At 70.7% G+C, this 23,489-nt stretch carries 23 protein-coding genes and 1 tRNA gene; 10 read left to right on the top strand and 14 right to left on the bottom strand.

Annotated features, from left to right (window positions below; translation table 11 throughout):
- Positions 1 to 152 precede the first annotated feature (152 nt).
- The 3 genes from ACFY3I_RS10145 to ACFY3I_RS10135 form a co-directional block, all read right to left on the bottom strand.
- Positions 153 to 1,382: an ATP-binding protein gene (locus ACFY3I_RS10145; RefSeq protein WP_390860209.1), complete on the bottom strand. Its 1,230-nt coding sequence runs from the start codon at positions 1,380 to 1,382 to the stop codon at positions 153 to 155.
- Positions 1,379 to 2,200, bottom strand: coding sequence for a hypothetical protein (locus ACFY3I_RS10140; RefSeq protein WP_390860207.1), 822 nt, complete (start codon positions 2,198 to 2,200; stop codon positions 1,379 to 1,381). Before ACFY3I_RS10140 ends, ACFY3I_RS10145 begins: the two co-directional genes overlap by 4 nt.
- Positions 2,201 to 2,309: 109 nt before the next feature.
- Positions 2,310 to 2,741: a protein phosphatase gene (locus ACFY3I_RS10135; protein ID WP_390860501.1), complete on the bottom strand. Its 432-nt coding sequence runs from the start codon at positions 2,739 to 2,741 to the stop codon at positions 2,310 to 2,312.
- 173 nt (positions 2,742 to 2,914) lie between these two features.
- Here ACFY3I_RS10135 and ACFY3I_RS10130 point away from each other — a divergent pair, with 173 nt between their 5' ends.
- Positions 2,915 to 3,718 (top strand): nuclease-related domain-containing protein, encoded by an 804-nt coding sequence (locus ACFY3I_RS10130; protein WP_390860206.1) that lies wholly within the window; start codon positions 2,915 to 2,917, stop codon positions 3,716 to 3,718.
- Between the two features lie 72 nt (positions 3,719 to 3,790).
- Here the strand turns inward: ACFY3I_RS10130 and ligD are convergent, their stop codons facing one another.
- Positions 3,791 to 4,672, bottom strand: coding sequence for a non-homologous end-joining DNA ligase (gene ligD, locus ACFY3I_RS10125; RefSeq protein WP_390860205.1), 882 nt, complete (start codon positions 4,670 to 4,672; stop codon positions 3,791 to 3,793).
- A 65-nt stretch (positions 4,673 to 4,737) separates the two neighbouring features.
- On the opposite strand from ligD, the gene ACFY3I_RS10120 reads away from it, so the two are divergent.
- Positions 4,738 to 5,712, top strand: coding sequence for a Ku protein (locus ACFY3I_RS10120; RefSeq protein ID WP_365290471.1), 975 nt, complete (start codon positions 4,738 to 4,740; stop codon positions 5,710 to 5,712).
- A gap of 146 nt (positions 5,713 to 5,858) precedes the next feature.
- Here the strand turns inward: ACFY3I_RS10120 and ACFY3I_RS10115 are convergent, their stop codons facing one another.
- The 7 genes from ACFY3I_RS10115 to ACFY3I_RS10085 form a co-directional block, all read right to left on the bottom strand.
- Positions 5,859 to 6,563 carry a GntR family transcriptional regulator gene (locus ACFY3I_RS10115; RefSeq protein WP_390860204.1) on the bottom strand — a complete coding sequence of 235 codons (705 nt, stop codon included), beginning with the start codon at positions 6,561 to 6,563 and terminating at the stop codon, positions 5,859 to 5,861.
- 83 nt (positions 6,564 to 6,646) lie between these two features.
- A complete protein-coding gene (locus ACFY3I_RS10110; RefSeq protein WP_390860203.1) occupies positions 6,647 to 7,648 on the bottom strand; it encodes a proline racemase family protein in 1,002 nt (333 codons plus the stop codon).
- Between the two features lie 33 nt (positions 7,649 to 7,681).
- Positions 7,682 to 8,590 carry a dihydrodipicolinate synthase family protein gene (locus ACFY3I_RS10105; protein WP_390860202.1) on the bottom strand — a complete coding sequence of 303 codons (909 nt, stop codon included), beginning with the start codon at positions 8,588 to 8,590 and terminating at the stop codon, positions 7,682 to 7,684.
- Between the two features lie 42 nt (positions 8,591 to 8,632).
- Positions 8,633 to 10,066 (bottom strand): NAD(P)/FAD-dependent oxidoreductase, encoded by a 1,434-nt coding sequence (locus tag ACFY3I_RS10100; protein ID WP_390860201.1) that lies wholly within the window; start codon positions 10,064 to 10,066, stop codon positions 8,633 to 8,635.
- Entirely contained in the window at positions 10,053 to 10,358 is a 306-nt protein-coding gene (locus tag ACFY3I_RS10095; protein WP_390860200.1) for a (2Fe-2S)-binding protein, read from the bottom strand. The genes ACFY3I_RS10100 and ACFY3I_RS10095 overlap by 14 nt, the downstream gene beginning before the upstream one ends.
- A 10-nt stretch (positions 10,359 to 10,368) precedes the next feature.
- The gene (locus ACFY3I_RS10090) at positions 10,369 to 11,631 is read right to left on the bottom strand and encodes an NAD(P)/FAD-dependent oxidoreductase (RefSeq protein ID WP_390860199.1); all 1,263 of its coding nucleotides are present in this window, start codon (positions 11,629 to 11,631) and stop codon (positions 10,369 to 10,371) included.
- A gap of 73 nt (positions 11,632 to 11,704) precedes the next feature.
- Positions 11,705 to 13,165, bottom strand: a complete 1,461-nt coding sequence (locus tag ACFY3I_RS10085; protein WP_390860198.1) for a hypothetical protein — start codon at positions 13,163 to 13,165, stop codon at positions 11,705 to 11,707.
- 491 nt (positions 13,166 to 13,656) lie between these two features.
- On the opposite strand from ACFY3I_RS10085, the gene ACFY3I_RS10080 reads away from it, so the two are divergent.
- The 3 genes from ACFY3I_RS10080 to ACFY3I_RS10070 all read left to right on the top strand — a co-directional run bounded on the left by ACFY3I_RS10080 (position 13,657) and on the right by ACFY3I_RS10070 (position 17,036).
- A complete protein-coding gene (locus ACFY3I_RS10080; RefSeq protein ID WP_365290497.1) occupies positions 13,657 to 13,941 on the top strand; it encodes a lactococcin 972 family bacteriocin in 285 nt (94 codons plus the stop codon).
- 199 nt (positions 13,942 to 14,140) lie between these two features.
- On the top strand, positions 14,141 to 16,243 hold the full coding sequence (locus ACFY3I_RS10075) for a hypothetical protein (protein WP_390860197.1): 2,103 nt from the start codon (positions 14,141 to 14,143) through the stop codon (positions 16,241 to 16,243).
- A 43-nt stretch (positions 16,244 to 16,286) separates the two neighbouring features.
- Positions 16,287 to 17,036, top strand: a complete 750-nt coding sequence (locus tag ACFY3I_RS10070) for an ABC transporter ATP-binding protein (RefSeq protein WP_390860196.1) — start codon at positions 16,287 to 16,289, stop codon at positions 17,034 to 17,036.
- Positions 17,037 to 17,476: 440 nt separating this feature from the next.
- Here ACFY3I_RS10070 and ACFY3I_RS10065 read toward each other — a convergent pair.
- A tRNA-OTHER gene (locus tag ACFY3I_RS10065) sits at positions 17,477 to 17,546 on the bottom strand.
- 108 nt (positions 17,547 to 17,654) lie between these two features.
- On the opposite strand from ACFY3I_RS10065, the gene ACFY3I_RS10060 reads away from it, so the two are divergent.
- Entirely contained in the window at positions 17,655 to 18,584 is a 930-nt protein-coding gene (locus ACFY3I_RS10060; RefSeq protein ID WP_390860195.1) for a phosphotransferase family protein, read from the top strand.
- Here the strand turns inward: ACFY3I_RS10060 and ACFY3I_RS10055 are convergent.
- Positions 18,581 to 19,189 carry a hypothetical protein gene (locus tag ACFY3I_RS10055; RefSeq protein WP_390860194.1) on the bottom strand — a complete coding sequence of 203 codons (609 nt, stop codon included), beginning with the start codon at positions 19,187 to 19,189 and terminating at the stop codon, positions 18,581 to 18,583. The two genes, ACFY3I_RS10060 and ACFY3I_RS10055, sit on opposite strands and share 4 nt — an antisense overlap.
- Before the next feature lie 41 nt (positions 19,190 to 19,230).
- The gene (locus ACFY3I_RS10050; RefSeq protein ID WP_390860193.1) at positions 19,231 to 20,478 is read right to left on the bottom strand and encodes a hypothetical protein; all 1,248 of its coding nucleotides are present in this window, start codon (positions 20,476 to 20,478) and stop codon (positions 19,231 to 19,233) included.
- Between the two features lie 420 nt (positions 20,479 to 20,898).
- Between ACFY3I_RS10050 and ACFY3I_RS10045 the strand changes: the two genes are divergently transcribed.
- The 4 genes from ACFY3I_RS10045 to ACFY3I_RS10030 all read left to right on the top strand — a co-directional run bounded on the left by ACFY3I_RS10045 (position 20,899) and on the right by ACFY3I_RS10030 (position 23,166).
- The gene (locus ACFY3I_RS10045) at positions 20,899 to 21,450 is read left to right on the top strand and encodes a bifunctional DNA primase/polymerase (protein ID WP_390860500.1); all 552 of its coding nucleotides are present in this window, start codon (positions 20,899 to 20,901) and stop codon (positions 21,448 to 21,450) included.
- The gene (locus ACFY3I_RS10040; protein ID WP_390860192.1) at positions 21,440 to 21,751 is read left to right on the top strand and encodes a hypothetical protein; all 312 of its coding nucleotides are present in this window, start codon (positions 21,440 to 21,442) and stop codon (positions 21,749 to 21,751) included. Before ACFY3I_RS10045 ends, ACFY3I_RS10040 begins: the two co-directional genes overlap by 11 nt.
- Before the next feature lie 3 nt (positions 21,752 to 21,754).
- Positions 21,755 to 22,084: a hypothetical protein gene (locus ACFY3I_RS10035; RefSeq protein ID WP_390860191.1), complete on the top strand. Its 330-nt coding sequence runs from the start codon at positions 21,755 to 21,757 to the stop codon at positions 22,082 to 22,084.
- Between the two features lie 500 nt (positions 22,085 to 22,584).
- Positions 22,585 to 23,166: a DUF4365 domain-containing protein gene (locus tag ACFY3I_RS10030; protein WP_390860190.1), complete on the top strand. Its 582-nt coding sequence runs from the start codon at positions 22,585 to 22,587 to the stop codon at positions 23,164 to 23,166.
- Positions 23,167 to 23,489 lie beyond the last annotated feature (323 nt).

The raw sequence follows: 23,489 nt of genomic DNA, 5'->3' as shown, positions 1-23,489 counted from the left end.
TGGGGGGGGGGGGGGGGGGGGGGGCGGGGGGGGGGGGCCAGGCCCCCGCGGGGGGGGGCTTGCGGCGCTGTCCCCCGCCCCCGTCCGGGGCGCGGGGAACTGCGCGAACGACCCCCACGCACCCGCGGCCGTGAACGCGCCCCTCGCCACCCCTAAGGGAGCGTCAGTACCGCCACCGCCCCGCCGTCGACCGCGTTGCCGAACGTCAGCCGCGCGCCGAGCACCTCCGCCTGGCCCACCGCGATCGTCAGGCCCAGCCCGTGCCCCTTCGACCCGCCCTCCGTCCGGAACCGCTGGGGCCCGTGTGCCACCAGGTACCCGGGAAAGCCGCCCCCGTGGTCCCGGACGGTGACCTCCCTGCCCTCCACCGTCAGCACCACCGGCGCCCGGCCGTGCCGGTGCGCGTTGGCGACCAGGTTCCCCAGGACCCGCTCCAGCCGCCGCCGGTCCGTCTCCACCCACGCGTCCCGTACGACCTTCACCTCGGTCTCCGTCCCGGACGCCCGCACCACCCGCTCGGCCAGCGCGCCCAGCGCCTCCGCGTCGGTCTCCAGCCGCTCCCGGCCGGTGTCCAGGCGGGAGATCTCCAGCAGGTCCTCGGTGAGTGTGCGCAGCGCGGCGACCCGGTCCCGCACCAGTTCCGTCGGCCGCCCCTCGGGCAGCAGTTCCGCGGCCGCGTGCAGCCCGGTCAGCGGCGTCCGCAGCTCGTGCGCCACGTCGGCGGTGAACCGCCGCTCGCTCAGCAGCTTGCCCTGCAGCGACGCGGCCATGCCGTCCAGCGCCGCGGCGACCGCGGCCACCTCGTCCTGCGGCCGGGTCGGGTCCTTCGTCCGCGGGTCGTGCACCCGTGCGTCCAGGTCCCCGGCGCTGATCCGCCGGGCCACCCGCGCGGTGCCGTGCAGCCGCCGGGTCACCCTGGTCACCGCGAACGCGCCGACCAGCAGTGTCACCCCGATGGCCAGGGCCGACGACCAGAGGATCGAGCGGTCCAGGCCGGCGATCGTACGGGCCTGCTGGGAGTAGTCCACGGCCACCGCGAGCGCCCGGCCGTGGTCGGCCGGGCCCGCCGCCCACATCGTGGGGCGGCCGTCGTCCCTGGCGACCGTCGTGCCGCGCTGCCCGGCCACCGCCAGCCTCCGCAGCCCCGGTGGCAGCCCCGGCGGGTCGATCGCGGAGCCCGGCACCAGCGCGTCCCCGGCCGCGTACGCGGTCGTCGCGTCCGCCAGCCGGGACAGCGCCTGGTCACGGGCCTGCGCGACCGTCTGGTCGGTGACCGACACGTGCACGAGGACGCCGAGCAGCGCGGCCAGCGAACAGCACATCACCGTGATGAACGCGGCCGACTTCGCGGCCAGCGTCCCGGCCAGGCGCGGAAGCCTCATCGGGTGCTCGCCGAGGGGGAGGGGGAAGGGGCGGAGTCGGAGAGGACCGGGTCGGGGAGGGCGGAGGCGGGGAGGGCGGGCGACGGGAGGCCCGGGGAGGACGGGGCGGCGGGCGCCTGCGTGCGGCTGTGCCGGGCCTCGCCGGTGCGCAGGAACTCGTCCCGGGAGAACACCATCGCCTTCCGCTCCGGATCCCACGCCCACGTCGTCCGGTACTCGTACCCGCTGATCCCGGCCGGCGACCGCACGACGACCGCCCGCCCGGCCAGCTCGACGCCGATGATCGCGTCGTCGTCCTCCAGCACCTGCACCAGCCGGTGGCCGACCACGGTGTACACGCGCAGCGCGGTCTGGTTGGTCGGGTACAGCCGGAAGCCGAGCGTCAGCTCGTCCCGCCCGTCCCCGGTCAGATCCCGGTAGTACGGCTTGAGCAGCGGACACCGCGCCCCGCCGCCCCCGGCCGCGCACTCCCGTACCCGGTTCGCCGTCTCGTGGTAGGCGCCCTTGGACCCGTAGTCCGCGGCCTGCGACGCGATCTCCGCCCATACGACGGCCACCGGATCGACCTCGCGGATGTCGTCGCCGGGAACGGTGAGTCCCTTGACGGCCGACGCGCTGCCCTCGTCGTAGGGCCAGGCCGGACTGGACGCCGGCCGCAGGTCGGGCCAGAGCTTCGCGGGACTGACCGCGGTCGGGGTGGCACCGGCCGCCCGGAGCCCGCCGGAGTCACCGCAGCCGGCCACCGCCGTCGCCAGCAGGGCGACGGCGGTGACGGCGAGGGCGGTACGGCGGGTTCGGCGGGGACGACGGGTCGGCACACTGCTCCTGGGACGGTCGGGGTTCGTGGGTCTCGGGCCCGTACACCTTATTCGTAGATTCGTACGGAAGTCCTTTTTGTGCCCGAAGGCGGCCCGTGCACGGGAGAGGCTACTCGGCGAGTTCCTCGAGCAGCCGGGCGGTGGACAGCCCGGCGCGCAGGTACGCGACGAACAACTCGTTGTGCAGGGCCCAGGGCGAGCGCCTGGACCGCACCAGCCGGATCGCCTCCTCGGCCGTACGCCCCCGGTGCACCAGCGCCTGCGCGACCACCAGACCCGACCGGTTGTAGCCGCTGTAGCAGCGGACCAGCACCGACCGCCCGGTGTCCACGGCCTCACTGGCCGTGCGGGCGAGCCGCATCACGCCCGCCAGCTGCGTACCGTCCAGCGGGCCGTCCGGGATCGGCCACACCTGGTGCTCGACCCCGGTGTCCGGGCCGTGCCCGGGCAGCCGCAGCAGACTCTGCACCAGATCGAACTCGTCCCGTACGACAGCGGACTCCAGCTGTCCGGCCTGCCCTCGGAACTCGTGGCCGCCCATCCACAGCCCGGGCACCACCTCGCTCCACGGGCTGTCCGCGGCCGGAACCTCGTACTTCTCTCCACGGATCCGCACCGGCGCCTCCCCGTCGCGCGCCAACCCCTGTCAAAGGTAGCCGGGTTCTTGCCCGCGGAGCACCCCGCCTGTTCCCATGGTCGAGGGGTGATGTCGCAATGAGCGGACTGCGCGTCGTGCCGGCCTGGCGCCACGGCCAGGAACGGCTGTACGTCTGCCGGCCGGACGGACGGAACATCGCCTGGTACGACCGTGAGGCGGGCCGGGTCAACCTGCTCAGCGAGGAGCGCCGGGACGACGTGCTCGAAACCCTGCGGCCCTTCCTGACCGGCCCGGTCACCATCGGCCCGCCCCCCGTGCCCACGCCCGCCGAACTGGCGAGGCTGAGCCTGCACCCCGACGACGACCTCGCCCCCAACCGCCCCGGCGAGGCACTGCTGGTAGCTCTCGACCGCGACCCCGGTCCGGCCCATCGCCTGCGCCCGGACCCGCGCCGCCGCGCCCTGGCCGCCGAACAGACGGTCGGCGACGCCCTGGACCACCTGGACGGCGCGGGCTGGCACGCCCTGCACTCCGTCCCGCTGCCCGGCGGCGACCGCATCCACCACCTGCTGATCGGTCCCGGCGGCCTCTTCTGCGTGTACGCGCTCCACGCCCGCAAGCAGAAGGTCCGGGTCGCCGATCCCATGGTCACCCTGGGCCGCCGCGACCCCCGGCCGCTTCTGCGCCACCTGCGCGCGGCCGCCGACCGGGCCTCGTACGCCCTGACGGCCGAGGTCCACCCGGTCCTGGCGCTCACCGAGCCGGCGGACGTCGTCCTGACGGCCCCGCCGCGCGAACTGCGCGTCCTGCGCGACCGGGACCTGCGGGGCCTGTCCCGCCTGGGCGGAGTACTCAAACCGGCCGACGTCGAGGCCCTGCACGCGATGGCACGCGACCGGAGGACGTGGGGGCGGCTGTAGCGCGAGCGGGAGCGCGTGTGAGCGTGAGCGTGCTGGGGGGGCGCCGTGCGGTTCGCGGTGGTGCGGTGGCGTTCACGGCAGTGGGGCCGCCCGCTCCGGGGCCAGCAGCGGTGCCAGCAGGTCCCCGTACCGTTCGATCCGGCCCGCGACGTCCGCGGCCCGGAACTCCAGCTCCGCCGCCCTCCGGCACCGCGCGACCTCCTCCCAGGTCACCGGCGCCGAGACCATCGGCTCGCGCCGCGCCCGTACGGTGTACGGCGTCGCCGTGGTCTTGCGCCCCGCGTTCTGGCTCCAGTCCACGAACACCTTCCCCGGCCGCAGACTCCGCGTCATCCGGTGCACCACCAGCCGCGGCATCGCCCGCTCCGCCGCCACGGCCAGCCCCTTGGCGTACTCGCTCACCCGCTCGCTGGACGCGCCCCGCACCCCGGCCAGCAGATGCAGCCCCTTGGACCCGGCCGTCTTCGGGTACGCCTCGATCCCGTCCGCCGCCAGCCGCTCCCGCAGCCACAGCGCGACCTCGCAGCACTCCACCACCGTCGCCGGATCCCCCGGGTCCAGGTCCAGGACGATCCGGTCGGCCTCGTCCGGCGTCCCCGCCAGCCACTGATGCGTGTGGAACTCCGTCACCAGGTTCGCCGCCCACATGAGGCTCGGCAGATCCTGCACCAGGACCATCCGCGCCGACCCCTCCGAGCGGCTCACCTCGGCGGTGGTGACCCACTCGGGCGTACCCGGAGGAACGTTCTTGGTGAAGAACACCTGGCCGTCGGGTCCGTCCGGATAGCGCAGGAAGGAGACCGGCCGGTCGCGCAGATGCGGCAGCAGGACGCCGGCGGTCGTCGCGTAGTAGTGCAGCAGCTCGCCCTTGGTGAACCCGGTCGCGGGATACAGCACCTTCTCCAGATTGCTGAGCGCGACCCTCCGCCCGCCCACCTCTGTGATCGGCGTCATACGATGACAATCTCATACATATCCGCGCGGACATGGCCTGGATGTCGGACGGAAGGACTCCGCAGGTGCGATCCATTTGGAACGGCGCGATCTCCTTCGGGCTCGTCAGCATCCCCATCAAGCTGGTGAACGCCACGGAGAGCCACTCGATCTCCTTCCGCCAGGTCCACGCCGAGGACAACGGACGGATCCGCTACCGCAAGTTCTGCGAGCTGGAGGACCGCGAGGTCTCCCAGTCGGAGATCGGCAAGGGGTACGAGGACGCCGACGGCACGATCGTCCCGATCACCGACGACGACCTGTCCCACCTGCCCATCCCCACCGCCCGCACCATCGAGATCGTGGCCTTCGTGCCGGCCGACCGGATCGACCCGCTCCAGATGGACGCGGCCTACTACCTGGCGGCGAGCGGCGCCCCCGCGGCGAAGCCCTACACCCTCCTGCGCGAGGCCCTGAAACGCAGCCACAAGGTGGCCATCGCGAAGTACGCGCTGCGCGGCCGGGAACGCCTCGGCATGCTCCGGGTGGTCGGCGACGCCATCGCCATGCACGGACTGCTCTGGCCGGACGAGGTCCGGGCGCCGGAAGGCGTCGCCCCCGACGTCGACGTCACCGTCCGTGACAAGGAGCTCGATCTCGCGGACGCCCTGATGGACACCCTCGGCGAGGTCGACCTCGCGGACCTGCACGACGAGTACCGGGCGGCCCTGGAGGAGGTCATCGCGGCCAAGGCGGCCGGCGAGGCCCCGCCGGAGACCCCGGAACCGGCGAAGGGCGGCAAGGTCCTGGACCTGATGGCGGCCCTGGAGAACAGCGTGCGGGCGGCGAAGGAGTCGAGGGGCGAGGACGCCGAGGTCACACCGATGCCGCGGCGGGCCGCCGCGAAGAAGCCGACGCCCGCGGCGAAGAAGCCGGCCGCGAAGAAGGCGGCCGCCGCGAAGAAGACCACCGCCAAGTCGACGACCTCGAAGCGGGCGGCGGCGAAGAAGACGGCCACGGCGTCGGCGAAGAAGACCTCACCCCGCAAGCGCACGGCCTGACACACGCGCGGCGCCTGACATACGCACGGGGCGCCCATACGCGCGGCGCCCATACGTACGGCGCCTGACACACGCACGGGGCGCCCATACGCGCGGCGCCTGGCATGCCCACGGGATGACCGTCCTGGGCCGCCCCGGTCCAGGCGCTATCTCTCCGGGGCCTTCCTGGCCGCCCACAGGCCGCGTACGTGTCCGATGTGGCGGGTCATGACCTCGTGGACCGCCCGCTCGTCGCGGGCGGTCAGCGCGTCGAGCAGTTCCAGGTGCTCCTCGGCGGAGGCCAGCAGGCGGCCGGCCTCCAGCAGGGCCGTGAGGCCGTAGAGACGGGAGCGGCCCCGCAGGTCCCCGACCACCTCGACGAGGTGGGCGTTGCCCGCGAGGGCGAGCAGGCCCAGGTGGAACCGGGTGTCGGCGTCGACGTAGCCGACCAGGTCTCCGGCGACGGCGGCCCGGACGATCTCCCGGGCGGCCGGGCGCAGCGCCTCCAGGGAGACCGGGTCCGCGGTCCTGGCCAGTTCCGTCACGGTCGGGATCTCTACGAGGGCGCGGACGTGGGTGTACTCGTCGAGCTGCTTCTCGGAGACGTCGGTGACCCGGAACCCCTTGTTCGGGACGGTGTCGACCAGGCCCTCCTTGACCAGGTCGAGCATGGCCTCGCGCACCGGGGTCGCCGAGACTCCGAAGCGGGCGGCGAGCGTCGGCGCGGAGTACACCTCGCCGGGGCGCAGCTCACCGGCGATCAGCGCGGCCCGCAGCGCGTCGGCGACCCGTTCCCGGTAGCTGCTCCTTCTGCCGCCGAGGGTCGGCAGGGCCGGGACGCCGGGGGGCGAGCTGTGCTGGGCGGCGGGCATGCGGGGTGTCTCCTCGCGCCTGAAGGTGCAATGTCACGCGTGACCGAGGGTGCAATGTCACGCAGCATCAGTATCCCTTGCCTCTAGAGGACGAAGCCGGTCGGGAACGGGTCGGTCGGGTCGAGCAGGTACTGGGCGGTGCCGGTGACCCACGCGCGGCCTGTGAAGCTGGGCAGCACGGCCGGCCGGCCCGCGACCTCCGTGGTGCCGAGGAGCCGGCCGGTGAACCGGGTCCCGATGAAGGACTCGTTCACGAACTCGGTGTGGAGGGGGAGTTCACCGCGCGCGTGCAGCTGTGCCATGCGTGCGCTGGTACCCGTGCCGCAGGGGGAGCGGTCGAACCAGCCGGGGTGGATCGCCATCGCGTGCCGGGAGTGCCGGGCGGTGGCGCCGGGCGCGACGAGGTGGACGTGGTGGCAGCCGCGGATGGAGGGGTCCTCCGGGTGGACGGGCTCCGCCTCGGCGTTGACCGCCTCCATGAGGGAGAGACCGGCCTTCAGGATCTCCTCCTTGCGGGACCGGTCGAAGGGCAGGCCGAACTCGTCCAGTGGCAGGATGGCGTAGAAGTTGCCGCCGTAGGCCATGTCGTAGGTCACCGTGCGCCCGTCGGCGAGGGTGATCTCGCGGCCGAGGCCCGCGGAGAAGGACGGCACGTTGGCGAGGGTGACGTGCCGGGCCGCGCCGTTCTCCACCGCGACCTCGGCGACGACGAGACCGGCCGGGGTGTCGAGCCGGATCGTGGTGACGGGTTCGACGACCTCGACCATGCCGGTCTCCACCAGCACGGTGGCCACCCCGATGGTGCCGTGCCCGCACATCGGCAGATAGCCGGAGACCTCGATGTAGACGACCCCCCAGTCGCAGTCGGGCCGGGTCGGCGGCTGCAGGACCGCTCCGCTCATCGCCGAGTGCCCGCGCGGCTCGTTCATCAGCAACTGCTTGACGTCGTCGCGGTGTTCACGGAAGTACAGTCGCCGCTCGTTCATGGTGGCGCCCGGGAGGGTGCCGATCCCGCCGGTGATCACGCGGGTGGGCATGCCCTCGGTGTGCGAGTCGACGGCGTGCAGGACGAGTTTGCTGCGCATGACGCTCCTGGTGGGTCGGCCGGGCGGGGTCGGTCAGGCGAGTCCGGCGGCGACGGCCCGCTCGGTGGCGGCGCGGACGGCGGCCTCCTGTCCGGGCAGCAGCGGCACCCGCGGCGGGCGGACGGGACCGCCGTACCGCCCGACGACGTCCATGGACACCTTGATGGCCTGCACGAACTCGACCCTGGAGTCCCAGCGGAGCAGCGGATGCAGCTGCCCGTACAGCTTCCTGGCGGTCGAGAGATCCCCGCCGACGGCCGCCCGGTACAGCTCGACGCTCGCGCGGGGCAGCGCGTTCGGGTATCCGGCGACCCAGCCCCTGGCCCCGGCGATCGCCAGTTCCAGCAGGACGTCGTCGGCGCCGATCAACAGGTCGAGCTCCGGTGCGAGTTCGGCGATCCGGTAGGCGCGGCGGACGTCGCCCGAGAACTCCTTGACGGCGTGGATGCACCCCTCGCCGTGCAGTCGGGCGAGCAACTCCGGTACCAGGTCGACCTTGGTGTCGACGGGGTTGTTGTACGCGACCACCGGGACGCCCGCCCCGGCCACCTCGGCGTAGTGGGCCAGCACCGAGCGTTCGTCGGCACGGTAGGCGTTGGGCGGCAGCAGCATCACGGCCGCGCAGCCGGCGTCGCGGGCCTGTTCGGCCCAGCGGCGGGCCTCCGCCGAGCCGTAGGCGGCGACTCCGGGCATCACCCGCTCCCCGCCGACGGCGGCCACGGCCGTCTCCACGACCCGGGCGCGCTCCTCGTCGGTGAGCGTCTGGTACTCGCCGAGCGAGCCGTTCGGTACGACACCGTCGCAGCCGTTGGCCACCAGCCAGGCGCAGTGCTCGGCGTAGCGGTCGTAGTCCACCGACAGGCCGTCGTCGAGGGGCAGGGCGGTGGCGACGAGGACGCCGTGCCAGGGCCGGTCGCCCGGTTCCTTCTCGGTTGCGGTCATCTTGGGTCCCATCTGGTCGCTCTCTTCCGGGGGATGCGGCATTCAGTCGTCCTCGGGTTCCCGTTCTCCGGCGGCGGCCAGCACCCCGAGGGGCACCGGCCGGGCGAACGGCATGCGTGTGGCGTCGAGTTCGCATCCGGCGAGCCCCGCGACCGCGGGCCCGCACACGCGCCCCTGGCACCAGCCCATGCCGGCCCGTGTCAGCAGCTTCACGGTCCGCGCGTCACCCGCGCCGAGTTCCGCGACGGCCTCCCGGATCGCGCCCCCGGTCACCTCCTCGCACCGGCAGACCACGGTGTCGTCGGTGACCTGCTCGGCCCAGCGGGCGGGCGGCACGCAGACGGTGTCGAGCACCGCGAAGAACTCCCGCGATCGCGTACGGCTCCTCGCGGCGGCGGCCCAGGCGCGCGGGTCGGGTTCGGCGCCGCGCAGCCGGGCCGCGGCGGACCGGCCCGCGACCCGGCCCTCGGCGAGGGAGAGCGCGGCGCCGCCGATACCGGTGGTCTCGCCCGCGGCCCAGACGCCGGGCACGTCGGTGCGCTGCTCGTCGTCCACGTGGACCGCCGGCCCGTCGAGGCGGCAGCCCAGCGTCCCGGCGAGGTCGGTGTGCGGGAGCATGCCGTGGCCGACGGCGAGGGTGTCGCAGGCGATACGGCGCTCGGTGCCGGGCCTGACCCGCCCGGTGCGGTCGAGGGCGGCCACGGTGACGGCCTCCAGCCGTCCGGTGCCGTGCGCCTCGACGACGGTGTGACCGACGAGCGTGCGCACCCGGTGCCGCAGCAACCCGGCGGCGTACCGGGCACCCTCGAAGACCTTGCCCGGCTCGGCAGCCAGCGCCCGGGCCCCGCGTACGAACGCCTTCGGGTCGCGCCGTACGAACGCCCGCGGATCGGCGGCCTCGACGAGTGCGGCCACCTCGACTCCGGCCGCGGCGAGGCCGGTCGCGACGGGGAGCAGCAGGGGACCGGTGCCGGCGACGACGGCGGTGCGTCCGGGGACCACGAGGGAACCCTTGAGCATGGCCTGCGCGCCGCCCGCGGTGACGACTCCGGGGAGGGTCCAGCCGGGGAAGGGCAGCACCTTCTCGTAGCCGCCGGTGGCGAGGAGCACCGCGTCGGCGGGGACGGCCACCGGCTCCCGCTGCGCGGGGCCGAGCAGCGCGTGCACGGCAAACCCGCCGTCCAGCCGCTCCACGAACCAGACATGATGATCCGTCAGATGGCGCACCGTGCCGGCCCGTACCTGGGCCTCCAGGCCGTCCCGCAGCCGTTCCCACGTCCGCCACCGGTGGTGCAGGGCCTGCGGCCGCCGGGCGCGCAGCTCCGCGGCGGGCCGGCGGTAGAACTGCCCGCCCGCCCGCGTCCCCGAGTCGACGAGCGTGACGTGGACCCCGTCCGAGGCGGCGGCGACGGCGGCGGCCAGTCCGGCCGGCCCCGCACCGATCACGGCGAGACGCGGGCGGTCAGTCGCCGCCATGGCCCGTCCCCTCCTGCGTACGGATCGAGTCGCCGGGCCGCAGGGGCACCAGGCAGGCACGTTGGTTCGGCCGGTCGTTGACGGTCACCAGGCAGTCGAAGCAGACGCCGATGCCGCAGAAGACACCCCGCGGGCGGCCCCCGACCCGGGTGGTGCGCCAGGAGGTGACGCCGGCCGCCCAGAGCGCGGCGGCGACGGTCTGACCGGGCCGGGCGGAGATCTCGCGCCCGTCGAGGTCGACCGTGAACGCCGGATCCGGTTGGGCGTCGGCGAGTTCCAGGGGCGATCGCACGCGGTCTCCTCTAGTCGACGGAAGGGTGGTCCGTGGGAAAGCGGTCGGGCCGGAAGGGCGCGAGGTCCGGGTCCGCCCCCCGGCCATGGCGCCCGTCCAGGCCCGCGGCCTCGCCCCTGCCCTCGTCCGCGCCTTCGGCCGCGACCTCATCCCCGTCTTCGGCCGCGGCCTCACCCTGGGTCTTCGCGCCGAGCGCCCGGGCGATCAAGTGGCCGGTGCCGGTGGCGAGTCCGATGCCGGCGCCCTCGTGGCCGCAGGCGTGGAGGAGGCCGGGGACGCGGGGATCGGCCCCGATGACGGGGAGATGGTCGGGCATGTACGGGCGGAACCCGAGGTACGCGCGGGTGGCGCGGACCTCCGCGAGGAACGGGAACAGCCGGGTCGCCCCCGCCGCCAGCGCCCGCGCGACCGGCAACGAGAAGGCCCGGTCGAGTCCGACCCGTTCCCGGCTCGCGCCGATCAGCACCGGCCCGGCGGCCGTCCCCTCCACGACCGGCGAGGTCTGCAACGCGGCCGCGTCGCTGGCCACGTCGGCCACGTAGTCGGCGGCGTACACCTTGTGGCGGATCAGACGCGGGAGGGGTTCGGTGACGAGGACGAAGCCGCGGCGGGGGAGGACCGGGAGGCGGACGCCCGCCAGAGCGGCGATGCCGGCGCCCCAGACGCCGGCCGCGTTGACCACCGCGGGCGCGTCGACGTCGCCCCGGTCGGTGCGGACCCCGCGCACCGCGCCGCCGGGGGTGCGCGGTATGCCGGTCACGGTACGGCCGGTGAACAGCCGGGCGCCGGAGGCGCGGAGCAGGTGGGCGGCGGCCAGGGCGGGCATCACCTGGGCGTCCTGCGGGTAGTGCACGGCGCCGGGCAGGCCGGGCGCGAGCCGGGGCTCCAGGTCGTACAACTCCCTTTCCCCGACCGGTGTGGCGTGGACTCCCGCGGCGCGCTGCCCGTCGGCGAACCGCCCCAGTGCGGCGAGTCCGTCCGGGGAGTCGGCGACGACCACACCGCCCTTGGCCTCGTACTCGACGGCCGCCCCGAACTCCTCGGCGAGGTCCGCCCAGAGCCGGCCCGACAGCAGGGCCAGGTCCAGTTCCGGCCCGGGTTCCTTGTCGGAGACCAGGAGATTGCCCTCGCCCGCTCCGGTCGTCCCGCCGGCCACCGGCCCACGGTCCACGACGATCACGTCCAGCCCGGCCCGGGCCGCGTACAGAGCGCAGGCGGCCCCGACCATCCCGGCGCCGACGACCACGACATCGCAGGTCAGTGACTTGGCCACCTCAGTACTATGTCACATACCGCAGGAGGGGGGAATGCCACGGAACGCCACCGCACCCGCGGGGCGACCGCCGTCACGGGCGTTCGACGCGCTGATACACCGTCACCCTGCGGCCGCGGACCTGCGCGTCCGCCACCGGCGTGAAGTACTTCCTGAGCACGGAGACCTTCGTCCGGTCCCGCCGCGCCGACACCGGCGTCGCGACCCGCGCCATGTCCGTCACCAGCAGGATCCGCCGCTGGGCCAGCATCACCGTCCGGATCCGGGCGCAGCCGGCCTCCACGCCCTTCAGCGTCCCGGACTCCTGCGGGCTCTCGGCCAGGGCTATGTCCCGCAGACCCGTGAAGGCACGCGGGGTGACCAGCTCGGTGTCGCGCCGCGCCGCCGGTACGAAGACGACCGCGTCCCCGGGCGCCTTGAGCCGCTGTACGTCCGTCGCCACGGCGAAGACGTCGTCCACCCGGCTGGCCGGGGAGCGCTTCGCCAGCGACTGGGGGAGCAGCGCGGCCATCGCCACCGCGACCGCCACGGGCAGGATCCACGGCGCCGTCCGGGGGAAGCGCGGTGCGGCCGCCCGTACCGCGGTGCCCAGCGCCGTCCCGATCAGCAGCGCCAGACCCAGCAGGCTGAACAGCACGTACCGGTCCAGGAACAGCGGCTGGACCAGGGAGAGGCCGATCAGCATGAGCTGCGGCACCGCGAGCAGCGGCAGCCCCACGGCCGTCGCCGACAGCCGGCCCGCCCGCGGCCGGTCCAGCAGTGCCCCGAGGCCGCCGACGGCGAGAAGGACGGCCGGGCCGATCAGCATGTGCCAGGTCAGCGGTGGTATCCAGGAGATCTGCTCGGACTGGCTCCGGGTGAACAGGACCAGGGGCAGCACGCCCGCCACGGCCGCCGCGGCGGCCGCCGTCCACCGGGTCCACACCCCGCGCGGGGCCCGTGTCCAGAGCAGGGTCGCCGCGTGCGCGGGCAGGATCATCAGCGCCAGCCAGTTCAGCAGCCCGCACAGCAGGACGGCGCCTGCGTAGGCCGCCCAGCGCGTCACCGGCCCCCGGTCCATGACCACGGTCACCAGCAGCAGCGTCGAGATCGCGGCCCCGGCCGTGACCAGTGCGTAGGGGCGCCCCTCCTGGAGATAGAACTGCACCGCCGGAAGCAGGCCGAGCGACAGCCCCGCGCCCAGGGCCGCCCAGGTCCCGGCCAGTCGCCGCCCGGTGACGCTCACGCAGGCCGCGGCCACCGCCATGGCGAACACGGAGGGCAGACGCAGTGTCGTCGTACTCGCCCCGAAGACCTCGAAGAGGCCGTGCATCAGCAGGTAGTAGAGGCCGTGCACGGCGTCGACGTGCGCCAGCATGTGCCAGATCTCGGCGGTGGGCCGCTCGGCCACCTGCCAGGTCGCGGCCTCGTCACGCCACAGGCTGTGCTGCCGGGACAGCCCCCACACTCCGAGGGCCACGGTCCAGAGCAGGCAGAGCAGGGGAACCGGCCAGACGGGCGGCGGGCGCCGGCCGGCGGTGAGGTGGGGAGTCATGAAGGTGGTCGGGCCCCCGGGTAGCGGTGCGAACTGAGGTCAGCGGTTCGTCGACATGACTCAGAACCCACCGGACCGGCCACCGGCGCGCGCCGGGAATCCCGGAAAAAAGCGCCTGCTACAGACCGGCCGGCAAGGCAGGGGACATTGTCTGCGCCTCCCCGTAATCCGATGACAGTACATGCGCAAGAAAAGGACCGCCAAGCCCGGAACCGAATGGCTGAAAACCGGTGCATGGATTTGGCGATATCTCGCGCAACCAGGGAGCGGCTTTTCCCGTCTGCTCGCGCGCATTACCTGCATTTCTCCGGCCGGCGCGTGCCACCGCGGTGAAGTGGCCGGAAATCGGCCGACGCGACTGATGCACGCCACGCCTGATTTATCGCTGTGATCTGGGTAACGCGAATATCCGGTTGCTCGCGGTCCCATTTTTCGTTCAAGATCTGTCCCTGTTCCGACCAGAACATGAAGACGAGGAGTCAGTCTTGAGCATGCGCAACGGGGTGAAGGCTGCGCTGGCGGCCACCGCCATCATCGTGGCCGCGGCCACGCCGGCCCTGGCCACCACCGTCGACGTCGGCGGAGGCACGTGGAGCTACGACCACGGCGCCAACACGGCGTGGTCGAACTACAAGCACCCGAACAACCAGCACGCCTCTTCGGTGAAGACGGGCGGCTCGGTATTCGGCAGCGGGTGCACCGCGAAGGGCAAGTGGTCCCTCGCCTCGGCGGGGCTGAACGGCTCGGTGTCGTACTACTACAACCCGAACTGCTGAGGCTCCCGGTCGAAACCCGACGAGTCTAGGCATCCGCGGGTGGCGCCGCCCGCGCTTGCCTGACAGAGCTACGCCGGCTGTGGAGGCGAGCAATCCTCGCCTCCACGGCCTTTCTGCTCGGACCTGAATTATCGGTTCCGAATTCTCGGCCCCGAGTGCCCGGACGGGTGCTCGCCGGCACCTTCGACCTAGGTATCCCATGCTGCATCGAGGCATACGATTCGTCCACGCCGCCGTCCTGGCCTTCTCCGCCGTCCTTGCCTTTCTGTTCCTGCGCGGTCTGGACGAGACCGGGGTCCTCGGAAACACGGCCCTGATCGACGTGGCGGACTCGGACAACTCCACCACCGGCGCTCAGGTCGTCCGGGCCGTGGCGTCCTTCTCGGCCGAGCACGGAGTCGGGGTGGCCCGTGAAGTGGCCGACCTGAGGAACCCCGACGGGATACGGCACCTCTACCTGGCCCCGGGCGGCCCCCGCTCCGTGACCGCGGACTGGCTGGAGCACGGCTACCCGGCGTTCAGCAGGAACCTCGAGACGCGTGTGCATCCGATCTCCGAGATCGGACAGCAGGATCCCCGCGGCTCCTACTACGTGTTGGGATCAGCCGCGGACGCCGACGCTTTGAAGGCGGAGTTCGAGGACCTCGGCATGACCGTGGCCGTCACCCACCCCCTGTCGTACACCGAACTGGCCGACCGGTACTCGGGCGATCCCCTGTACCGGGCCCTGTGCGTGGTCGCCCTCGCGGCCCTGACGACGACCGGCGCGAGCGTGCTGCTCAACGCGAAGTCGTACGGAATCCTGCGCATGCAGGGCATGTCCTTCGCCGGCATCCTGCTCCGCGACCTACGGCAGTTGGCGGCGTTCTGGCTGGTCGCGGCCGCCACCGTGACCGCCGGGACGCTCACCTTCCTCGGCTTCTACAACGGCCTGGCCCGGCTGGGGCTGTACGCCTCGCTCGCCGCGGGCATCGCGGCCCTGCTCGTCGCCGTGGCACTGGCCACCCACGCGGCCGCGCTGGCCCTGACCCACAAGGTCGACGTACTGCGCGCCCTCAAGGGCGAACTGCCCTCACGGGCGGCGTCGTTCAGCGTCTACCTCGTACGTGTCCCGGCGCTGCTGCTCGCACTCGCCATCGCCACGAACGTCACGCTCGCGAGCCGCGACGTCCTGACCCGCCAGGAGAACCGGGATGTCTACCGGGGCGTGGGCGACGCGGTCTCGATCCGCCTCAACGGCGCCTTCGCCATGCACATGGACCAGTTGAACGACCATGTCGGTCCATGGCTGCGCCAGGCCGACCGGCGGGGTGAGGTCATCGTCGCCGGACGCAGGGACCTCCAGGTCTCCGCGCCCGACGCGCGACTGCCCGCCGGCGAGATCCTCGTCGTCAACGACACGTACCTCCGTGAGCAGCCGCTCCTCGACCCGCGGGGACGCAGATACGCCTCCGAGGCCCACGACGGCGAGGCGCCGGACTCCCGCCCGGTACGGGTCATCGTCCCGGACTCCCTCACCTCGCACAGGGCCGCCATCACCAAGGCCGCCTCCGAGATCATCGACCCGGGTCGCAGCCGGCACATCCCCCTCGAAACGCTCGGCAGCAGAAGCGGACAACGTCTCTTCGCCTACAGCACCGGCACGTACGTCTACAGCTCCGCGCACAGCCCGGACGAGGACAGATCGCTGGTACGCGACCCGGTCGTCGTCGCCGTCCCCAACGGCTCGCGCTTCCTCACCGACGACGCCTACACCTCGTTCGCCACCCAGGCGGGAGTGGTCTTCCCCGACCCCGACGACGTACTGAAGGCAATCAGGACGAATCAAGTCCGCGACTACGTCAACTCGGTGAGTCCCGTCGGCCAGAAAACCGCCCTGGACCTGCGGAGTTCGGTCACCAAACTCCGGCTCCAGGTCTTCGATCTCGCGGTCGCCGTGACAGTGCTCCTCATCGCCGGAGTCGGCGTCTGCCTCATCTACGCGCGGAAGAACGCGCAGAGCATCTTCGTACGGCACATCGGCGGCTGGAGATACGTCGCGAACCATCGCTTCATCCTCGCCGTGGAGGTGGCCATCGCCCTTGTCTTCGCCACCCGGGTCCCCTTCCAGGCCTGGCAGCAGAACCGGGAACTGAAGAGGTTCGCCGCGGCCGGTGCGCCCGCGCCCTTCGAACCGATGCACATCGGCTCCCTGGACCTCACCGTCATCACCGGCCTGGTCGTCTTCGAACTGGGAGCCGTGCTGCTCGCTCTCGCGTTCTTCCACCGCCGCATCGTGAAGGAAGGGGCGACGGAGTCGTGAACCCCACCCGTGCCGAGAACCGTCCGTCCAACGGGAGTCAGTTGTGATCGATATCGAGAGTCTCGCGATGGTCTTCGGCACCCGGACCCTGTGGCGTGACGTCGACCTCACCGTCCGCCGCGGCGAGATGCTGGCCCTCGTGGGCCCGAGCGGTTCGGGCAAGTCAACCCTGCTGAACTGCCTCGGACTGCTCGACAGGCCGAGCGCCGGCACGATCCGGTACGAGGGAAGGGACATCACCCGGTTCGGCAGGGGCGACGCCCGCCGGTATCGCCGGGACACCCTCGGCTACCTGTTTCAGCACTACGCGCTGATAGAGAACGCCACGGTCGCCGAGAACCTGGACGTGGTGGCCAGGCCCCGGCGTTCCACGCCGGGCGAGGGCGAGGGCAGCCGCTGGTGGAGGGGCAAGGACAGGAGCGGCGCGGCCGTCGCGGAGGCCCTGGACCGCGTCGGCCTCGCGGGCCGGGAGAAGGAGGCGATCCACCACCTCAGCGGCGGCGAACAGCAACGCGTCGCGCTGGCCCGGCTCATGGTGCAGCGGCCGGCCCTGGTACTCGCGGACGAGCCGACCGGCGCGCTCGACGAAGACAACACCACGGTCGTCATGGACATCCTGCGCGAGATGAGCGGGGCCGGCTGCGCGGTGGTCATCGCCACGCACGACGCGAGCGTCCGCGACCGCTGCGACGCCGTGTACGCCGTCCACGAGTCGACCGTCGTACGGTCGCCGGCGACGGCGACGGCGACGGCGACGGCGCCGGCGACGGAGGGGGCGGGGGCGACGGGGTGACCGTGGGCGCCCGGCGAGAACGGCGGCCGGCCCCACGGCCGGTCGACCACCGATGCGGGTCAGTCAGCGTATTGCGAGTCGCGGACCTTAACAGGGGCTCTCTGACTGCGGTGACGGGATCGTCGCTGTAGGGAAAAAGTCAACGACGGCGACGGCCGCTCCGGTCTGAGGTACTCCCTGGAGCTCTATGAAGGGGCTGACACCCTACTTCGCGAGACCCGAGTGTGATCGCTGAGCCGCGCGCGAGGCTCCGTGGCGGTCTGCACGGGGGCCTCGTCATTTCGCGGGCTCACCTGTGGCGATGCTCCAAGATCCCATCCACGTCTCGTCCACGGACCCAGGCATACGCCCGCCTCGGGCCGCACACGCCTGCACATGCAAGAAGACCCCGGCCTCAGCGTTTCCGCTGGCGACGGGGTCTTTGGGCACCTCATAAGGGGTGCCCCCGGCAGGATTCGAACCTGCGCACACGGCTCCGGAGGCCATCAGGAACCGTTGCCGTCGCGGGGCGTTGAGCTGCGGGGGAGGGGCGGGCGCGATCTCTTCCGATCAAGATCATTACGCCCCTATTACGTGGGCGGCCTGTCGGGCGGTCGGTCCGGCCCGTATGGTCGAAGCATGATCTCGGGCAGCAGCGGGGCACCTGACAGCGGCGGCACGGAGTTCACGGCGGAGGGCTTGGAACCCGTACTCCAAGAGGCCTGCGCGACGGCTGGACTCGACTTCCGCGGCGCCGAGTTGCTGCGACTCGGTTCGAACGCGGTCTACACCCTCACCTCGTTACCCGTGATAGTCCGCGTCGCGCGTGACCGATCCGTCCTCGCGGACATGGACCGAGCTGTGAGCGTCGCCCGGTGGCTGGAGACGCAGGACTTCCCGGCGATGCGTGCGCCGGCGTCGGTCACGCAACCGCTGGTCATCGGCGGTCTGGTGGTGACCTTCTGGGAGAGTGTCCAAGACCGAGTGGAGTACGCGACGGTCGCTGAACTGGCTGATCTCCTGAGGCGCCTCCACTGGCTTGAGGAGCCCGAATCCCTCCGCCTCCCGTACTTCGACCCGCTGGCAAAGCTGGCGGCCTCGTTGGAAGGCCTCGACGGCATCGCGGCCGAGGACCGGACGTTCCTGGACGAACGAGCGGCCCGCCTGGCCAAGGAGTACGACCGACTGGACTTCGTCCTCCCCTTCGGCATGATCCACGGTGACGCGAGCATCGGGAACATCCTTCGCCATCGGGATGGGCACGCGGTGCTCATCGACCTGGACGGTTTCGCTCTTGCCCCGCGCGAATGGGACCTGATCCAGACGGCGGCGTTCTACGACCGGTACGGCTGGCACTCGGAGGCGGAGTACGCGGAGTTCGTCCACCGGTACGGGTTCGACGTGATGAACTGGCCTGGATACGAGACCCTCGCGGACCTGCGCGAATTGATGATGGTCGCGTGGCTCGGCCACCAGGTCACGACCAGCGACTCAGCTGCCGCGGAATTCGCGCGGCGGGTACGGTCCATTCGTACCGGAGACGGGCGAGATGAATGGGGCCCGTTCTAGTCGACGGCCAGAATCTCGCCGAGCGCTCCTCTCGCGGTCTCAACGAGCAGATCCATCACGTCCTTGTACTCCTGATCGCCTTCCCTGAATTCCGCCCGTAGGTCGGCCTCGCGTTGCTGGCTCAGATTGTTAGTGAGTGTGCCCTCGACGAGAGTGGCAACACGTTCGTACTCAAGCTCCATGATGGCCAGGCAGCGAACAGCAACAGCAGAGACCGGTTCGGGACCCTCCAACTGGACTGTGTGGCTTGCTTGACTGGCCACGCTACGTGCTTGTCGTGCTGCGGTTCTCCTCTCCTGGGCGTCAGGCGAGGGGGAGGATGTCGATTGCAGCACGTTGAAATATTGCCAATTTGCCTCACGTGCTTGGGTCATGGCAGTCAATAGCGACTGGTACGCGGCCAATCTTTGCTCGCGGAGCCATTTCTTGTGTTCCGCATGAAGCTCGCGTATGTGAGTGCGCTCCTGAACGGACTCCTGGTGCACCTGCTGTCTCTCAAGAGCTTTGTCTTTGCGCTTATCGGAGCGAGCACTGATGGTGCCGGTCAGGCCGACACCCAGCAGAGCCGAAGCAGCCGAGATGATGGGAGTCAGCAGGTCACCCATGAATGGATCCTCTCTCCTAGCTGGGGCGATCCGGGTGAAAGTCAGACTGCCGTGCTTGGGGCTGCGGCTACCCACAGCCTGTGCTCCCTGACCTGCTCGGTAAACGTCTGCACGTCCGCGCTGTTGCCGCTCGCGGTGAGGTTCTGCCGGAACTCGGCGAGATAGCTGACACACCGCGCCGATTTGAGCTGCTCGCCGAGGTCCAGCGCGTCGAGTGCCACGCGGCAAGCCTCCTCGACGTCACCGGCGCGTAGGTGGGCGTCGGCGAGGACCATCGTTGCGAAGAAGTCGCTTCGTACGTGGCTGCCGCTCATGGCGTTCTCGGCATGAGCGACGGCTTGCCGGGCGCTGTTGACGTCACGGAAGCAGTGGGCGGCCTCTGCAGCAAGCTCGGCCTCGTCGAAATAGCTGATCCACTCGGGCTCGTCGTCGCTGTTCCGGCTCTCCAGCGCCTTCGTAGCCGCGTTCAAGGCGGCTTCACAAGCCCGAACGTCCCCGGTCCGGGCAAGGGCGCGTGCCTCCATGGCGTGGAACTGGGCGCGAAGCGTGGGCGTGGCCACGGGGGAGATACCCATGAGAGCAGCACGGGCGAGCGTCGCGCCCTGCGTGTATCGGCCGAGGAACGTAGCCTGATGGCTCATGGCGGACAGAATGCTCCCGGCGAGCCGGCGGTCATTGGCGTCCTGGGCCAACCGGAGGGCTTGGAGGAAGTACCTCTGTGCCAGGCCGTGCCGACAGGCGTCGTAGGACATCCAACCGGCTAGGAGCGTCGCCTCCGCGACGGTGGAGAAGAGGGCCCGGCCAACGTGCTCGTTGTACTGCCCGCGGAGGAGTGGTGTTACTTCGGTGCTGAGGTATTGCACAGCTGCATGCCGCGCGTGGTCGCCGCCGAACCGGTCGTCTAACTGGGCGAACATGTCCGCGGTTGTCTTGATGGCAGCCACATCTCCGAGACCGACGCGCATGCCGTCCCGACGCTGCTGAGGAACGGCCGGCTCGGGCGCGACCAACCACCGAAGCGAGGCCTCGTTCCACGCGGGCTCGGACGGCTCGGCCTGTAGCAGAGGCTCGTACCGGTTGAGATCGGCTCGCCACAACTGACCGACGGTCTCGATCGCGCCTTCGGGGCTCCCCGGATAGCTGGCGTCCAAGAGGCCTGCGTCCCGCTCGCCCTCGTGGTTCAGCCCCAGCTCGGCGGCGCTGAGGTCGTAGACCTCGCACAGCAGCGGACCGTAGAAATCGTCCGGCACGCTGTGCCCGTTCTCCCAGCTGGCGATTCGGCGCTTCACGCTGGCGTCGGAGGTGAGCTGATGGCCACGACGCATGGCAGCCTGGCGTAACTCTCTGACCAACCGTGGCTGGCTCCAGCCTCGGGTCACGCGGGCTTGCCGTAAGCGAACGCTGGCTGACTCCAGCGAAGACGTGACCATTCCTTCCCCACCTGTGAACGGGCGCGACTTCCGGGGCGCACGGTTCTCTGACCTTACGACCGAATGTACGCGGTGTTCATCACCCTGCGCTGCAAGTAACCGGATTGCGACAGCCGTTGGGTGCATGACGGGAGATGACGCGTCGACGCGTGACACGTCATCCCCCGTCACCTCTCGTCATCTGCCCTGGCCGGAGCGTTGACCCCGACTCTGGACACAAGGCGGCGTCGCAGCCGCAACTGTCTCCGGTTCTGGCCGAGGTGAGATGACGTGCAGAGGATGACGAGGAGGGGCGTCGAATGGCTCTCCGCTGCCGCCGATGATCCGGCGGACTGCCGGGCCACCTGGGCGGACGATCCTCGGTCGCCCTACATGGTCCCGGCCGGCCGCCTCTTCGACATGGTGACCGTCGGGCAGCGGGTCGGCATGGAGACGTTCGATCAACTGCTCCGGCGCGGCCTTCCGTTCGGCCCGACGGTGCTCGATCACGGGAGCCAACGGGTGGGTTTCTTCCTCGGCTCGAAGAGCCGGGAGGACTTCGCTCATTACCTCGAACGCGAAGAGGGGACTCCACCCGCGTACCGCTACCTCAGCGGCGGATCGGTGGTTGTCGTACCCGGCCCCATGCCCATGCCCGGCGACCGTTATGAATGGCTCCGCGCCCCGATCCGCCGACCGATGGCCAACCCGCTTCGCCCGGTCGCATTGGCCACAATGCTCGTAGCCTCCGCGGAACTGCTTGCTCGGGTGGACCGCTACGGCGAGCGCTACCCGTCCGCTGCTGCCTTGACTTGGAGTGCAATCGAGGGGAGCGCGGCGGATGCCGGATGACACCGCGGACCGGCGCGACGCTGCCGCCTGGTCGCCTCTGGAAAGCGACGGCTGGTACGCCGCTCGCAACGCCACGACCGCTCTACGAGACGCCTTGATCCGCGCAGGAATGGAGATGGACTTCCCCTACCTGCGTGCCGACTTGAATGCCTTCGGGCACGGCCTGGTCGAACTCGGCCGGGTATCGCCGGCCACCGCGGAGCGACTGGCCGAGTTGCTGCGGCTGGCCCTGGCAACGGGCGGCGCGCGATGTGAGAAGAGCGGCGCCCGAGCCACCGAACTGCGCGCAGGAAGGGACTGAGCCATGACCGACCGACGGGGAGTCGTCGCCAAGCGCGCCGAAGACCTGGTGCCCGGAGTTCCGTACGTCCGTGGTTGGGTTCGGGCTCGACGCGGCGCAGGGGCATTGGCCACACAACTGTCAGGTCTGGGCCTGGAGACGGACTTTCCCGGCCTTGCGGCAGACGTGAATGTCGCTGGTGACGGCCTGGTGCGCCTTGGCACCATCCAGCCGGAGACGGCCGCGATGCTGGCCGAACTGATCCTCTCCGGCCTCGGGGCAAAGTCAGAGGCAAGTTCCGACGTATTGCCGACGCCGAGGCGCACGATGGGCCGGGGTGCGTCAGTGGTCTGATCTCGTTGACCGATGAAACTTCGGTTGGCCGCAGTGCTGGCAGGCTCCTGCGACCGGCCAGCCCGGCCCCGCACTTCGCCATCTCTCCCGGCGGCCGATGCGCGGGGCCTTCTGTCGTACGTCAGCTCTCTCGTCTGCCGCTCGGCCGGGACCGGCGCCCCAGCGCCGCAGCCCGGACGAAGCGGCAGACCAGCGTGTTCGATTGTTGGGCAGCGAGCGGTGTGCCTGGTCGCACGCGAGAACATCAGCTTGGGAAGCTGCGAGCCTTTGGGGCTGATAGAGGCTCTGACCTCGGGAAATGGACGACAGGGATCCTTGGCAGGCGGTGCCCCATTCCCCGTGATTCCCCGCTGCTCGGGATGGATGGTCGCTACCTCTGGAGCAAGGGCGGTGTCAGTGCTCCGCCTTACCGTGTGACCATGCGGTGGACCGGGGATCTACTCAGATCAACCACCGGTGACCTATCCTGCCAGCCTCTGTACTCAGGCGGGGGGCTGCCAGTGGTGGAGCTGGTTGGCGCGGGCGGTATTGGGAAACCGCGCACAAGCCACATCGAAGCTGTTGATCCGTTCACGGTGACGGACATGATGGAGCAGCTTCAGCAGGGATACATGGCGAGCGTCGCTGCGACGGCAGGTTGCACGATGGAGCTGATCAGCAAGGACAAGTGGGGTGTTGACGCTCAGCTGATCCGTCCGCCACAGACGGCCCTTGAGCAAGAGACGATGGTCTTCGCGCAGCTCAAGTGCACTACGCAGACCGTGCCAGACCTCACCAAAGACTTCTTTAGCTATCAGTTCAGCAAGCGTCAGTACTTCGATCACATGGCGAAGGTCAGAAGTTACCCGAAAGCCATCCTGATCGTTATGACGACGCCTCCGAGACAGGCCGAATGGACACAGGTCACGCATGAAGGCCTGTGGACTAGGCGTTGCTGTTACTGGGCATACTTAGAAGGCGCAGAGGCGGACTCCAAGGTAAAAAAGCCGACCGTCAGAATTCCGACTAAGAATATTATGGACGCCAGTGCATTGGCGATGATCCTGGATAAGATCGATAGGGGGGAGTCGCTAAATGGCTAAAAGGTCCACTGTGACGATCCCTTCGAAAGTCGATCCGGGGAAGCTGACGGTCCTACTAGAGGAAGCTGGGTGGCGACCCGCAGGCGGTAGGCGTGGCATCTATATGCGATACCTTCCGCCGGGATCCGAAGAGGCTCGGTTCTCCAGCCTTCTGATCCCCCTCGACGTTCATGCGCCTGAATTCAGCGATGTTATGAAGTCTGCACTCATGCAGATTGCAGAAGATCGCGAGTCGTGGACCAGGATTATCTATCCGCGCCTCGCTGTTGACGCGTCTGATGAATTTAGGTTCAGGAGGGAATCTGCGGCGCCCAGTGGATTCA

This window comes from Streptomyces sp. NPDC001068 (genome assembly GCF_042897315.1).
In the GTDB taxonomy this organism is placed as follows: domain Bacteria; phylum Actinomycetota; class Actinomycetes; order Streptomycetales; family Streptomycetaceae; genus Streptomyces.
This window is presented reverse-complemented; position numbering and strand designations above follow the sequence as displayed.

Excerpts from the sequence above, each read along its gene's own strand:
- ACFY3I_RS10080 (WP_365290497.1), top strand. The coding sequence starts at position 13,657 with ATGCGCAACGGGGTGAAGGCTGCGCTGGCGGCCACCGCCATCATCGTG.
- ACFY3I_RS10035 (WP_390860191.1), top strand. The coding sequence starts at position 21,755 with ATGACCGACCGACGGGGAGTCGTCGCCAAGCGCGCCGAAGACCTGGTG.
- ACFY3I_RS10110 (WP_390860203.1), bottom strand. The coding sequence starts at position 7,648 with ATGCGCAGCAAACTCGTCCTGCACGCCGTCGACTCGCACACCGAGGGC.
- ACFY3I_RS10085 (WP_390860198.1), bottom strand. The coding sequence starts at position 13,165 with ATGACTCCCCACCTCACCGCCGGCCGGCGCCCGCCGCCCGTCTGGCCG.
- ACFY3I_RS10040 (WP_390860192.1), top strand. The coding sequence starts at position 21,440 with ATGCCGGATGACACCGCGGACCGGCGCGACGCTGCCGCCTGGTCGCCT.
- ACFY3I_RS10130 (WP_390860206.1), top strand. The coding sequence starts at position 2,915 with ATGAGCGGACTGCGCGTCGTGCCGGCCTGGCGCCACGGCCAGGAACGG.
- ACFY3I_RS10105 (WP_390860202.1), bottom strand. The coding sequence starts at position 8,590 with ATGACCGCAACCGAGAAGGAACCGGGCGACCGGCCCTGGCACGGCGTC.
- ACFY3I_RS10100 (WP_390860201.1), bottom strand. The coding sequence starts at position 10,066 with ATGGCGGCGACTGACCGCCCGCGTCTCGCCGTGATCGGTGCGGGGCCG.
- ACFY3I_RS10115 (WP_390860204.1), bottom strand. The coding sequence starts at position 6,563 with ATGCCCGCCGCCCAGCACAGCTCGCCCCCCGGCGTCCCGGCCCTGCCG.
- ACFY3I_RS10075 (WP_390860197.1), top strand. The coding sequence starts at position 14,141 with ATGCTGCATCGAGGCATACGATTCGTCCACGCCGCCGTCCTGGCCTTC.
- ACFY3I_RS10135 (WP_390860501.1), bottom strand. The coding sequence starts at position 2,741 with ATGGGCGGCCACGAGTTCCGAGGGCAGGCCGGACAGCTGGAGTCCGCT.
- ACFY3I_RS10055 (WP_390860194.1), bottom strand. The coding sequence starts at position 19,189 with ATGGGTGACCTGCTGACTCCCATCATCTCGGCTGCTTCGGCTCTGCTG.
- ACFY3I_RS10145 (WP_390860209.1), bottom strand. The coding sequence starts at position 1,382 with ATGAGGCTTCCGCGCCTGGCCGGGACGCTGGCCGCGAAGTCGGCCGCG.
- ACFY3I_RS10045 (WP_390860500.1), top strand. The coding sequence starts at position 20,899 with ATGACGAGGAGGGGCGTCGAATGGCTCTCCGCTGCCGCCGATGATCCG.
- ligD (WP_390860205.1), bottom strand. The coding sequence starts at position 4,672 with ATGACGCCGATCACAGAGGTGGGCGGGCGGAGGGTCGCGCTCAGCAAT.
- ACFY3I_RS10060 (WP_390860195.1), top strand. The coding sequence starts at position 17,655 with ATGATCTCGGGCAGCAGCGGGGCACCTGACAGCGGCGGCACGGAGTTC.